The sequence below is a fragment of the Desulfoluna sp. CLI2B genome, from assembly GCF_056847375.1.
In genome coordinates, this window is sequence record NZ_CP186557.1 from 2,398,380 (window position 1) to 2,411,336 (window position 12,957).

Genomic DNA, 12,957 nt, shown 5'->3' on the forward strand with positions numbered 1-12,957 from the left:
TATGTCACTCAAAGGAGACGAAAACATGAGACGATGCCTGCTTTTCCTTCCCCTCGTTCTTTCTATGCTGATTGCTTCCCCAGCCCTCGCCCTGGATCTGGATATAAGCGGCAGCCTCCAGTTCGAAGGCGTTAACAACGAAAACGCCACCCTTCAGAAGAGCGACTCCACCGACAGCTTCAGGGAAATGCGGCTTCGTGTCCTCACCGAGGCCCAAATCACCGACAACATCAAGATCATCACCCGCTTCGACGCCCTGGACAAGGTCCTCAGCTCCAGGGACTCCGCCTTTGACAACAACGAAGACGACGACAACTTTGACTTCGACCGAGCCTACGCGGAAATCATCACCCCCATCGGCCTCCTCTCCATCGGTCGCATGCAGGGTGTGGTCTGGGGCACCAGCTGGTCCGACGACGAGACCGACACCGACCGCATCAAGCTCGTCACCCCCATCCCCATCGGCGAGAACAAACTCTACATCGGGGCCGTGGCCGAAAAGGTGACGGAAAACGCCAAAAACGACCACATCACCAATGACGACAATGATAAGTACTACATCGGCGCCACCTACAAGACCAAAAGGTACAGCACAGGCTTGCTCACCGCCTTTTACAACTTTCACCTCTTTCAAGACCCCCAGCAGGCCAAGCTGAGTACCGACCTGGAGAATGCCGGGGGTGCCGAGCAGGCCACGGCAGACAAGGCTCAGTTCGACAGCCTTGTCGCACAAGCCCAAAGCTTCGGGGTCGATGCAGCTACTTACCAAGCCCTTGCCACCGCAGCTGCAACCGATGGTAATGGTACATTGGCCGCAACATACGGTACCTTGGCTGCAAATGCACTTGCGCAAGCGGGAAGTACTGGTCAGCAAGCCGCCGCATTCGCGGCCTCATCGGAGGCCCTGCAAGCAGCTGCCGCCCTCCAGGCCCTGCCCCGCGGCGCCACAACCGAAGCCAAGGTTTTTCTCCTGGCCCCCTACTTTGACGGCAAATTCGGCCCCCTGGGCATCACCACAGAGCTGGACTACATCTTCGGCGAGGCTGAGTACGACGCCAACAACACGGACCGGGACGTGGAAGGCTACGCCTGGTTCGGGGAGCTCCGCTACGACATCGCGGACTTTACCCTCCAGGCAGGCTACGCCATCACCACCGGCGACGCCGACTACACCGACGACGACATCGGCAACATGGGCTACGTGGCCCCGGGCTCGGACTGGGCCAAGGCCTTTATCCTCACCAGTGACGAGCACGGCATGAACACCACCCTGGGCGACGGCCTGGGCAACCTCATCGGCGACGGCTTCGGCACCGCCTACACCGCGGTACTGGACGGCTACCGCATGATGTACGCCGGGGTCAACTACACCTGTTTTGACAACAGGGTCAATCTGGGCGCCCTCATCGCCAGCTCCCAGGCAGACGACACCCCGGCCAACGTCGACGACGACCACGGCATCGAATACGACCTGACTTTCAGCTGGAACATCATGGACAACCTTGTCTACAGCGGTGTGGCAGCCTTCCTCCAGGCAGGGGATTACTGGGAAGATCGCAGCGGCGGCACTGCCACAGAAGACACCTACGCCCTGTACCACAAACTGGAGTTCTTCTTCTAGCTTCCCCCTCCCTGCAAGAGGCCGCCTCCTCGGCTACCCAATCCGGCCTTGACCAGTGGAATGGGGCCGGGATATCCCTCCCCGGGATCTCCCGGCCTTTTTTGGTATGATGGCTGGCGAAGGGAAAGCCCTGTACAACAAACAACCAACCGCATCGGATTTGATGGGCGGTGCGCAAGGGCACCCTGCCTCATATCCCCGACACCGATATTCACGCGTCACACCGTAGGGTGTGCTTGCGCACCATGGTCCCGGGGAATCTACACCCTTCTCCTTAGCTTATACGATGCAAAAACCCACCAACCTCATCGGCTTTGGTGAGCGGTGCGGCGCTTCGGCGGTGCGCAAGGGCACCCTACCTCATATTCCCGAATGTTCCCCTCCCCCGGACAGGCAAAAGGAATGGATGTTCTATTTTTGAAATCCAGTGGTCATACCTCGACCCTCCATGGTATAGTGCCGCAACCTATGGTGCAGGGCGCGCTGGATGATCAATGGACGACTTACCGGACGTTGATCTGCCACGCGGACAGAGAGCTATTCTGCTGATTTTTCAAGGGGGAAGGGTTTTGAAGAAACGCCAAACAGACAAACGCTTTATCCAGGCCAACAAAGAGGCGGCCATTGCCGTTGCCTTGAGCCTGGCCTATTTTATCTGGTGGTATGCCACCGCTTACGGATTCGGGGACAAGCCCGTCTCCGAGTATACCTATGTCCTGGGGCTCCCGGCCTGGTTTTTCTACAGCTGCGTGGCGGGTTTTCTCATGTTTGCCTTGCTGGCCGCCTTGATGGTGCGTTTCCTGTTTCGGGAGGTTTCCCTGGAAAAAACCGACACGCCCAAAGGAGGTGAGGCATGATGCAACCCGCCCTCATCGTCCCCCTTGCGGTCTATCTGATCCTGGTCTATCTCCTGGCAGCCTACGCCAACCGGATTCTCTCCAAGAGCGGGAACTTCCTGGAGGAGTACTTTATCGGCAGTCGCCAGATGGGCGGATTTGTCCTGGCCATGACCCTGGTGGCCACCTACACCAGTGCCAGCAGCTTTGTGGGAGGCCCCGGCGTCGCCTATAAAATGGGCCTGGGATGGGTACTCCTGGCCATGATCCAGCTGCCTGCGGCCTGGCTTTCCCTGTCGGTGCTGGGAAAAAAATACGCCATCATCGCCCGGCGCATCAACGCGGTCACCATCAACGACATCCTGCGCGCCCGCTACGACAACCAGTGGGTGGTAATCTTCGGATCCCTGGCCCTGGTGATCTTCTTCATCGCAGCCATGGTGGCCCAGTTCGTGGGCGGTGCCCGCCTCTTTGAGGGCATGACCGGCCTCTCCTACAACACCGGCCTTGTCATCTTCGCATCCACCGTGGTTCTCTACACCACCATCGGCGGATTCCGGGCCGTGGCCCTCACCGACGCCGTACAGGGCGTGGTGATGCTCGTGGGCACCACAGCCCTGCTCGCCGGGGTCATCAAGGCAGGGGGCGGGATCCCCAACCTGGTGGCCTCTCTCCAGGCCGTGGACCCGGCCCTTATCACCCCGGCAGGCCCAAACGGGTTCTTAAGCAAACCCTTTATCCTCTCCTTCTGGGTGCTGGTCTGCTTCGGGGTCATCGGCATCCCCCACACGGCCGTTCGCTGTTTCGGCTACAAAGACAGCCGCGCCATGCACCGTGCCATCATCGTTGGCACCTTTGTCCTGGGCTTTCTCATGCTCGGCATGCACCTGTGCGGGGCCTTCGGCAGGGTAATTGTCCCCGGCCTCACCGCAGGGGACAAGATCATGCCTGCCCTCACCCTCAAGGTTCTGCCCCCGGTGTTTGCAGGTATCTTTCTGGCAGGCCCCCTGGCAGCCATCATGAGCACCATCGACTCCCAGCTCATCCTCGCCTCGGCCACCATCGTCAAGGACCTCTACATCACCTACGTTAAAAAAGAGGTCCCGGGAACAGACGACGCAGACGAGTCCGGACGCCCCATGGTGAAACGCCTCAGCGTCTACACCACGGCAATCCTGGGACTCATTGTCTTCGGCGCATCCTTCAACCCGCCGGACCTCATCGTCTGGCTCAACCTCTTTGCCTTCGGAGGGCTCCAGGCCGCTTTTCTCTGGCCCCTGGTCCTCGGCCTCTACTGGAAGCGGGCCAATGCCGAAGGCGCTTTGGCTTCCATGGTCGTGGGCGTGGCCTCCTACTTCATCTTTGCCGTCTACATAAAACGGGTGGCCGGCATGCACGTCATTGTCCCTGTCCTGGCCATCACCCTGGGCGTCTTTGTCCTTGTGAGCCTCCTCAACCCCAAACCGGGCAAAGCCACCCTGGATCTCTTCTGGGGAACCGGTGACTGACACGCTCACTAAACAAAAACACCCCGCAAGAGCGCTCTTGCGGGGTGTTTTTTTTCAGTCGAAATGATCGGTACTCGTTAAGCGGGAACCTCAGCGGCCATCTCGTGCCACTCGGCACCACCGTGGGTGGAGTTTGACTTGCAGATCCACCGGAATCCGAATTTTTCGTAAAAAGAGATGAGGTGGGTCTTGCAGAGAAGAAAAATGCTTTTGCGTCCCTGTTCCCAGGCCCCGGCCACATAGGCCCTCATGAGCTGCCCGGCAACGCCGGTTCCGGCCACGGACTCATCCACCACAACCGACATGATCACCAGGTTCTCCCCCTTGGGGTCATGGCCGATCATCGCCTTGATCTCCTCATCGGCCAGATCCACCTTGGAGGTGGCCCCGCCGTTCACAAAGCCGATAACCTCCCCCTGCCGCTCAGCCACAAGGAACCCCTCGGCAAAAGCTGCAATCCGCTTTTCGATGTTCTCCCTGCTTGCCGCTTCATCTTCCGGGTACCGCGAAGACTCAATACGATGACACACATCCACATCACTCAACTGCGCATTTCGAAAAACCAAGGACACGTCGATCCATACTCCTTAAAATAAGATTTAAACACATGCCTCCGGCGGCAAGGTGTACCACCTTGAAAGCAGGTTGCGGATGCGTTTTGCCCCTCGTTCCTCGGGTCAAATCACATCCGCCTTTAAACGCAAAATTCATTTAAAAGGAATTTTTCAAACCTTTTTGTTAAGTTTTTTTTTATAATCTTAGGCCCCGGAAAGACCGCCAGAGGCATAAGCTGAATAGTTACAAATGAGTTTACAAGTTTCCCCCACCTTGACACTGGAGCTTACAGGATGAGGCGATCTCAATTCTGGAGGCAGAGCCTCCGTGTCGCATTCCCAGGCAGAGCCTGGGAACGAAAGAGACCCTGATGCAGAAAATTGCTCCTTTCCATATTCAGCACGGGCGAAGCCCGTCAGGGAATGTGATGAGCCTGAGGAACGAAGGCGAAAGAGCATTCCCAAACCTAGGGTCCAGGGGATTTATCCCCTGGCAGCCGGAGGCCAGCTTTTAGCTCTTATGCCACCATCATTTTCACTTGATCCACTTGCCTGAAGAGACGGATCGCGTCCTTTTCCATGGCGTCCATGGCGTCCAGAACCGTCTCCTTGTCTTTGCCCGTCTCTTCGATGCGGCGGGTCAGCTCGTCGAGGCGTCCGATATAAACATGGAACCCTTCGGCGTGCCGTTCAAAAAGCTGATCGGCCAGGGCGTCGGCCAGTTTGTAGAGGTACCCCTCCTTGAGGGCTTCCTTGTAATCCCGGAGGTGCTGGCCCATGGACTCCAGTGCCTCTTTTCTCGTGCGGTTCATGCCGTCGGCAAGGGCTTTTTCACAGATGGCCGCGCGATCCTGGGGCGCTTTGTTGAGAAGGTTCCTCACAAAGTTAATCACCGTGTAGGCCCCGAACCGCACCATGGCCTCGGCACGCACACGCAGGGAGTAGTCCAGAACAGCCGACACCGAAGGAAAACGGATACCCGACACCTTCCTTGCCGTCTCCATGTCCATGGAAGGAAGGCTGCAGGGGGCGGTCTCCCCCAGGGTGAGGCCCAGCTCTTCCACGGCCTGGCGGTAGTCCCCCAGGGTGTCGTTAATCATCAGCCCGTACGGCGCGGTGATCTTGTCGAGATCGGCCATGAGGGACTCTTCCAGCTCCCTGGCAAGGCCGATGATCTTGGGAGAGATCTCTTCGGTCAGGAACCGGTCCATGTCCTGTCGAAAATCGCGATGCACAGCCCCCATGGCGCGGATAAAGGCGTCCTCGTCTTCGTCCTGTGTGGCATAGGTCCCGTAGTCCGGCGCATACTGCCGGATGTGGGTCATGACATCGGTCACCACCTGCCCCCGGGAGGCATCGAAAAACCGATCCACCCGGCCGGAGAGGTCGCCCTTCACTTTTTTCAGGGCCCCGTCCAAGGTGCTTCGGATCATGGTCCTGACATGGGTCATCTTCTCCTGCTGATGGGTCAGGCCCGACACAAGACGGGAGGCGCTGTCCCGGTCCCGGGTGAGCATCTCCCGGTTGAGGCGGATCCACTGCTGCACCCCGCTTGCAATGACCATCTGGCGCTCGGCATGGTTGTTCAGGGCAATGAAGTATTTCTGCAGGGTGAGCTTCTCCTCCAGGGCCTTGATGAACCCCTCCATGCCGGATACAGACGCGCTGCTGAAGGCCTCGTCCAGGCGCCACTGCTCCAACCGCATGCGGTCCCGCTGGGAGAGGGTCTCTTCCAGGGAGGTCAGGAGCTGGTACAGGGCCGATACCGTGTGAACCTCGGGCTCCGGGATCAGCAGGGAGAGTTCTTCGGTGATCTTGGCCACGATGGCCTCCATGTTCTCCACGGAGTCGTGCTCGGAAAAATCGCAATTCACCACAAAGGTGGTGTTCTCGGCGATGCCCATCTCACGGATCATGGTCAGGAAGCGGATATCGGCCCGGCGAAGGCCGGTGCGGGAGCTGATGACGTACACCAGCAGGTCGGCATAAACCAGGTAATCCTGGATCATGGAAAGGTGGAGGGGGTTGGGGGAATCGCTCCCCTGGCAATCGGCGATCTCCACCGAGGGGTCCCAGGAGACAGTGTCGATGGTGAGGCAGACATCCTTTAAGTAGACGGCCAGCACCTCATCCCCGGAGTAGTCCCGGTGGGAGGCAAAATCATCCCCTTCAAAGCGGCGGGTCACCGCGTCGGGGCGGATCATCCCCTCCATGCGCTCATACCCTTTAAGGTAGGAGGAGAGAAGCACCGTGTGGACGTTGCGGGCGTCTTCGGTGATAAGCATGTCCCGGGAAAGCCCTTCGAGTCCTTCGGCCAGGGCCGCCCGGTGCCCCTCCTTACGCAGGTCAAAGGGCGTCTCCTCCACGGCGAGGTCCATGCCCGGCAGGAGTTCGGCGGCATGGGCAATCTCCCGGTTGATCTCGTCCCAGCTTTTGAAGGTAAGCTCCGAGGCCAGGGTCTCCCCGCAATGGATGCGGGTAACGATGGAGGTTACCACCCCGGCCCCCCGCTTGAGGTAATCCCCCTTGAACAACGAGTTCACAAAGGTGCTCTTGCCGGACTTGATGGGCCCCACCACGGCCACGCGGAAACTCTCGTCCCCGATCTGGCGGTCGATGCCGTCCAGGGTCCTCTCCCACCGATCAAAGGTCCCGTCAGCCACGGGCATGGCCCCGGCCGCTTTTGAAAAAAGGGCCCTGAAGTCACGGCCCGCTTTAAGAATCTCCTCTTTCAGCTCCTTGTATCGCTTCATAAACACCTTAACCCGCATGATTGATAATTGTTACTGCCCACCAGCTATGGTCAAAACGGTCTTCTATGCTTAAAGACCCCGAACACCCTTATCCCCTGGACCCCTGGACCGATTTTGTTTGGTTGCATGGGACCCGTCACGCAAGCCCTCCCCTTAAGGAACGAAGGGAGAGGGCTTTGGCAATCTGGGGCCCAAGGGTGAGGCCACAATGAGATGCCGTACTTTTAGGACACCAGCTCATAGAACCGGTCCTCGTCGATAACCTCCACCCCTTTTTCCCGGGCTTTTTCCACCTTCTTAGCGCCCACATTGGCGCCGCACACCAGAAAATCGGTCTTGCCCGAAACCGAGGACTGCACCACGGCCCCGAGCTTTCGGGCCATCTCCTGCATCTCCTCCCGGCTTCCCCGCACCATCTTTCCGGTGAAGACCACCCCTTTGCCGGAAAGGGGCGAATCCGAAGCAGACTCGGCCACCTCGGAGGCCAGGGGGGTGAATTCCAGCTGAAACCCGAGATCCAACATGTGACGGATGGTCTCACGGACGACGCCAAGGCCCGTGCCGATGTTTTCGCACTTGGCCCCTTTAAACCCCCTGATATCGGCGGCAAGGATCTCATCCCCCGTTTTCTCGATAAGTTCGGTGAGGGGAAAGACCGAAAGAAGGTTCCGGGCTTCGCTCTTGCCCAGGCTGCGTACCCCGAAGGCCGCCAGGAACCGCCAGTCCTCCACGGGCTCGGTGCGACTGATGCCCAGGGCGTTGTAGAGGTTTTCCGACTGCACCGGGCCAAAGCCCAGGGCCTGGAACTCCATAGCCTTCAGCTTGTAGATCTTCTCCAGGGTGTCGTACCCCTTCTCCACCAGCTTCTGCACCGTCTTTTTACCGAACCAGTCCGCGCTGCCCAGGGTCTTGAACCAGTGGACAATGCGCTGCTCGGCCTTGGCGCTGCACATGGGATTGACGCAGAGCAAGAACTTGTCGTCTTCTTCAAGGGGAGCGTCGCAGACAGGACAGGTCTCGGGGATGGAAACCTCCTCGGACGGGGTGAGGACCTTTTCAAGCTTGGGGATCACCTCCCCGCTTCGAATGATCTCGATCTCGGCACCGGGACCTACGCTCTCGGAGCGGAGGCGCTCCAGGTTGTGGGCCGTGACGCGGCGGATGGTGGCCCCGGAGACCTTCACCGGGCTCACCTCCATCACCGGGGTGACCTTGCCGGTGCGGCCCACCTGCCAGGTAACGCTCTCCACGGTGGTGACGGCGCTCTCTCCACGGGTCTTGATGGCGATCTGCCAGCGGTGGTGGTGGCTGGTGGCGCCCATGTGGGTACGCAGGGCCTCGTCCGTGACCTCGGCCACCAGGCCGTCCACCGGGTAATCGATCCCGCCAAGGACCTCCTCGCGGATGGAATCCATGGACTCGATCATCTCCGGGCCGCTGCCCGTCCATTTATTCAGCTCCGAATAAGGGACAAAGCGCACCGCCTTGTCTTCCAGGGCTTTCTGGGCGTGTTCATTGAGGACATCTGAGGTGATGATCCCCACGACCATGTTGCGGGGATGTTCGAAGTGGTCTTTGAGGTTCTCTTCAAAATAAGAGAGGCTCATGACGATCTCGCCGAGCCCCTTGCCGCGCCCGCCCACGGGAATCACCCCCTTGGCCAGGGCGCTGCTGATCTCATAGCCTTCAAAACCGTTGCCGCGGGTGGCAAACTCCGTGCCGTCGTCCCTGCCGGCCAGGCCGTCGAGTTTGGCCATGACCTGATAGCTCACGGAGGAGAGCCCGATCTCCAGGGCCGCTTTATCCACTCGATTAACAAAGCGCTCGAGATCTTCGATTTTATACGCTTTTTCCGTGGAGAGCATGGGAACGGGATGTCGCACCTTTCCCTTGCCGTTAAAGGTCTCCGGTTCCACGGCCCCGAGGTATGGGTGGGCCGGATTCATGGCTCGAAGGGCTTCCACCTTCTCGTCGTATTCCGCATCGGAAACCAGGGGCTCTCCGTTTCGATACGCCGCATTCAACCGCTTCAGCTCTTCAACGAGCCGTTCAATGTCATTCATAGAGTCCGTTCTATCGTGCAGGCCAGGTCAGCCAGTCATTTTTTATCATGTCGTTTTGGCCCCGCCTCCAAGGAGACGAGGCCGTGCGTACGGAACGTTTTATCAGCCGTCCTGGGGTTGCCCCCAGCTTGATTGCCCGGCCATAAGGCTCACGGCCTCAAGGGTCCGTTTGCGCCCCTCCTTAAAGGCCGGTGTCCCGAAGCCCTTGTTCCAGCTCAACCCGGAGACATCATCCGAGACCGTCATCAGCGCGGACATCTTGGCCTTGCGGTACCGGGCCGCGGTGAAAAAGGCCGAGGCCTCCATCTCCACGGCGATGGCTCCCAGGTCCTTGAACCGGTTGATCCGCTCCGGGGTCTCGCGGTACATGGCGTCGGTGGTCCAGGCCTTGCCCTCGGACACGGAAGTGCCGGCCCTCTCCAGGGTCTCCCGGACAAAGGCGGTCTGGGAAGCGGAAGGGGCCACGCAGTGCCCCACAGCCTCCACCCCGTAATGAAGCGACGTCCCCTCATCCACAAAGGCCCCGGTGAGGAGCAGTGTCTCCCCGATGCCGGGCTTGCCTGTCAGGGACCCGCACCATCCGGTAAACAGAAAATACTTACCGCCCCAGGCCACGAGGTTCTCCAGGAGCATCACGCCCTGGGGTGCCCCCATAAAGGGCCCTGCCACGGCGACATTGCCGGTGCGAAACAACCGCATGGGCATGGGAACGCCTTTGACTTCCTTGGCGTCCAGGGTCCTGATCAATTCGGAAAAATCGGGCTGAGTGGCCACAAGGACCACCTTTTCGGGAATCTCCGGCCCTTCCGGGGGGGTCACAATGCCTGTTGTCATGGTTGCATCCTCCTTAATTTTCCGATCACGCCGTCACACGTGGCGTCCATCCGACACGTGCCTCAGTCTCACTATATAATAGATCGCTGAACGGCACCTTAGATTATTTAACGGATTCGCAATATTGCAGGAAACCAGCGGCACGTGCCCCGCCCCATGGAAAACGACGGCAGGAAGCGCGAATTGGGGGGAGGCAACGCAAAAAGGGCGGCAATAGGTCATGGGACCCATTTGTCGGCGCCCCGGCACGGGGCGCCTGAATCAGTCAATGGCCCGCCGACAAACCGGCAGGCCTACAACCCGTTACCCCATGGGGTCAAGGTTGTTTTCCAGCTCGTCTTTGATATCATCAATGATATCGTACAGAAAGCTGATGTCGCTGATGGAGAGGCGACCCGCCTTGGCAGGGGCTCGATCGGTACCGTCCTTTTTCTTGAGGATTCGGGGGCCGATCTGCACCTTGGGCTCGCCTTTGTCGTACTGGTTGATGGAGACAAGAAGACCGGTGTCCTCGCATCGCCACTCTTTGAGTTTCTTATCCTTTTCCGGATCAAATCCAGCCATGGACTCCTCCATTTTTTTCTGTATACCGCTTTTTGCCTAAGCACAAAAACCGGATGGGTGGTGGTTTAGATAAAGGCCCCGTGGCCGATACGGGCGTACGTCCGCCCCTTTCAAAAAGGTACCGCGGGGCCTGTTGAGATCAAGCAGAGAGTTTGGAAAAATCAGCAATATCCCCGAAGAGCCCTGCAATACCGGCCAGGATGGCCAGGCGGTTGGCCCGGACACCGGGGTCTTCGGCCATGACCATGACGTCTTCAAAGAACCGGTCTACTGAAGGTCGAAGCCCGGCCACGGCGGTGAGGGCCTTGTCGTAGCCACCGACCTTGAGGGCGTCTTCCACCTCGGTGCGGGTGGCGGCAAAGGCGTTGACGAGCTCTTTTTCGCTCTCGTGTTCAAAAAGCGGGGGTCTCGCGGGAAGGTCCGCCTTTTTGATGATGTTGACCACACGCTTGAAGGCTGCGGCCACAGCTTCGAAGTCTGCCTTCTCCTTAAGCTCGGAGAGGGCCTTCACACGCATCCAGATGTCCGGTACCACGTTGATGCCCACGGAGGTGACAGACGCCACAACGTCTTTGGCGTACCCCTCTTCAAAGAGAAGGTGATCGATGCGTCCGCGGAAAAAATCGATGATGGCAGCAACGGTCTCGTCCGTGTTGACCTCAATACGATCGGCATAGGCGGCAACGCCCTCTTCCAGCACGGGGCGCAGGGGAAAGGCGTACCCCATCTTCACCATGATCTGGGCAATGCCGATGGCCTGACGGCGCAGGGCATAGGGGTCGGCGCCCCCGGTGGGGATGAGGCCCGCTGCAAAGCAGCCGCAGAGGGTGTCGAGCTTGTCGGCCAGGGCCAGCAGAGCCCCTTCTTCGGTCTGGGGAAGCTCACCGCCGGAGTAGAGGGGCTTGTAGTGCTCCTGGATGGCGGCGGCCACGGCCGCGTCCTCCCCTGCCCTCTCGGCGTAGACACGACCCATGACACCCTGGAGCTTGGTGAACTCCACAACCATGTGGCTGACGAGGTCGGCCTTGCAAAGCTCAGCCGCACGGGTGGTGTGGGTCGCGGTATCGGCAGAGGCTTCGGCAACCCGGGCCAGGACGCCGGCCAGGTGCCGGATGCGTCCCACCTTCTCGTGAACGGTGCCGAGCTTGGCCTGGAACAGCACGCCCTTGAGGCGCTCCACCCAGGCATCGGGGGTCTCTTTGAGGTCCTGGTCAAAGAAGAATTTCGCATCGGCAAGACGGGCGCGCAGAACCTTTTCGTGGCCGCGGCGCACCAGGGAGAGATCCTTGACGCGGGTGTTGTTCACCACAAGGAAGGCGTTCTTGAGCTTGCCCGCCTCATCCACCACGGCAAAATACTTCTGGTGCTCGCGCATGGAGGTGATGAGCACCTCGTCGGGCACGGCAAGGAAATCCTCGTCAAAGGTCCCGACGACCACCACCGGATACTCGATGAGGTTGGTGACGGTGTCGAAGAGCTCCTCATCGGGGAGCAGCACACCACCCGCCTCTTTGGCGGCTTCGGTTACCCGCTCCTTCACCATGACGCGACGGGCGTCGAAATCTGCGATGACGTTGACCTTCTCCAGGATCTCCAGGTAGGCATCGGGGTTGTCGATGGCCACGGGCCCGGGGTTCATGAAGCGGTGACCAAAGGAGGCGTTTCCGCTGGTAACGTTGCCGAAGGAGAAGGGAATCACCGTCTCACCCAGGAGCGCTACGATATTCTGGACGGGGCGCGCAAAGGTGACGGAGAGGTCGGCCCAGCGCATGGTCTTGGGAAAGGGCACCTTGTGGATCAGCTCGGGAAGGATCTCCGAGAGGACCTCCACCGAAGGCTTGACCTCTTCGGCCACGCTGGCACAAAGGTACCGCCCTTTTTTGGTCTCCTTGATCTGGATCTCGGACACGTCGATGCCCACCTTCTCCGCAAACTTCACGGCGGGCATCTTGGGGGTGCCGTCGGCGTCATAGCCCACGGACTCAGGGGGCCCGGTCACTTCGGTGGTCTCGGCTTTCTGGCCCTCGGCCACGCCTTTAACCATGACGGTGAGGCGACGGGGGGTGCCGTAGGTGGTCACCTCCCCGGCGTCGATGCGGTTCTCTTTCAGCCTGTCGGCCACGGCCGCGGCTAAAAAGTCAAGGGCGGGCCGAATATACCCGGCAGGAATCTCTTCCGTTCCAATTTCAAAAAGTAAGGTCTTCATATCTCACCTGTATGTCGG

General features: G+C 59.5%; 9 protein-coding genes. 3 read left to right on the plus strand and 6 right to left on the minus strand.

What is annotated here, in order from left to right:
• Nucleotides 1–25: 25 nt before the first annotated feature.
• The 3 genes from ACOYW2_RS11430 to panF all read left to right on the plus strand — a co-directional run bounded on the left by ACOYW2_RS11430 (nt 26) and on the right by panF (nt 3,965).
• The gene (locus ACOYW2_RS11430; protein WP_482416229.1) at nt 26–1,621 is read left to right on the plus strand and encodes a hypothetical protein; all 1,596 of its coding nucleotides are present in this window, start codon (nt 26–28) and stop codon (nt 1,619–1,621) included.
• 569 nt (nt 1,622–2,190) lie between these two features.
• Nucleotides 2,191–2,478, plus strand: coding sequence for a YhdT family protein (locus ACOYW2_RS11435; RefSeq protein WP_482416228.1), 288 nt, complete (start codon nt 2,191–2,193; stop codon nt 2,476–2,478).
• Nucleotides 2,475–3,965, plus strand: coding sequence for a sodium/pantothenate symporter (gene panF / locus ACOYW2_RS11440; protein WP_482416227.1), 1,491 nt, complete (start codon nt 2,475–2,477; stop codon nt 3,963–3,965). The genes ACOYW2_RS11435 and panF overlap by 4 nt, the downstream gene beginning before the upstream one ends.
• A 77-nt stretch (nt 3,966–4,042) precedes the next feature.
• Here the strand turns inward: panF and ACOYW2_RS11445 are convergent, their stop codons facing one another.
• From ACOYW2_RS11445 to glyS, 6 genes are all read right to left on the minus strand, one after another.
• Nucleotides 4,043–4,537 carry a GNAT family N-acetyltransferase gene (locus ACOYW2_RS11445; protein WP_482423029.1) on the minus strand — a complete coding sequence of 165 codons (495 nt, stop codon included), beginning with the start codon at nt 4,535–4,537 and terminating at the stop codon, nt 4,043–4,045.
• 500 nt (nt 4,538–5,037) lie between these two features.
• Nucleotides 5,038–7,272: a dynamin family protein gene (locus ACOYW2_RS11450; RefSeq protein WP_482770477.1), complete on the minus strand. Its 2,235-nt coding sequence runs from the start codon at nt 7,270–7,272 to the stop codon at nt 5,038–5,040.
• 224 nt (nt 7,273–7,496) lie between these two features.
• On the minus strand, nt 7,497–9,335 hold the full coding sequence (locus ACOYW2_RS11455) for a BRCT domain-containing protein (RefSeq protein WP_482770478.1): 1,839 nt from the start codon (nt 9,333–9,335) through the stop codon (nt 7,497–7,499).
• Nucleotides 9,336–9,437: 102 nt separating this feature from the next.
• Nucleotides 9,438–10,169: a nucleoside phosphorylase gene (locus tag ACOYW2_RS11460; protein WP_482416223.1), complete on the minus strand. Its 732-nt coding sequence runs from the start codon at nt 10,167–10,169 to the stop codon at nt 9,438–9,440.
• Nucleotides 10,170–10,472: 303 nt separating this feature from the next.
• A complete protein-coding gene (locus ACOYW2_RS11465) occupies nt 10,473–10,733 on the minus strand; it encodes a hypothetical protein (RefSeq protein ID WP_482416222.1) in 261 nt (86 codons plus the stop codon).
• A 139-nt stretch (nt 10,734–10,872) separates the two neighbouring features.
• Nucleotides 10,873–12,939, minus strand: a complete 2,067-nt coding sequence (gene glyS, locus ACOYW2_RS11470; RefSeq protein ID WP_482770479.1) for a glycine--tRNA ligase subunit beta — start codon at nt 12,937–12,939, stop codon at nt 10,873–10,875.
• Between the last annotated feature and the right edge of the window lie 18 nt (nt 12,940–12,957).

Bases quoted from the DNA above. Each gene is read 5' to 3' on its own strand.
- glyS (WP_482770479.1), bottom strand. From the start codon at position 12,939: ATGAAGACCTTACTTTTTGAAATTGGAACGGAAGAGATTCCTGCCGGG.
- panF (WP_482416227.1), top strand. From the start codon at position 2,475: ATGATGCAACCCGCCCTCATCGTCCCCCTTGCGGTCTATCTGATCCTG.
- ACOYW2_RS11465 (WP_482416222.1), bottom strand. From the start codon at position 10,733: ATGGCTGGATTTGATCCGGAAAAGGATAAGAAACTCAAAGAGTGGCGA.
- ACOYW2_RS11455 (WP_482770478.1), bottom strand. From the start codon at position 9,335: ATGAATGACATTGAACGGCTCGTTGAAGAGCTGAAGCGGTTGAATGCG.
- ACOYW2_RS11450 (WP_482770477.1), bottom strand. From the start codon at position 7,272: ATGAAGCGATACAAGGAGCTGAAAGAGGAGATTCTTAAAGCGGGCCGT.
- ACOYW2_RS11430 (WP_482416229.1), top strand. From the start codon at position 26: ATGAGACGATGCCTGCTTTTCCTTCCCCTCGTTCTTTCTATGCTGATT.
- ACOYW2_RS11460 (WP_482416223.1), bottom strand. From the start codon at position 10,169: ATGACAACAGGCATTGTGACCCCCCCGGAAGGGCCGGAGATTCCCGAA.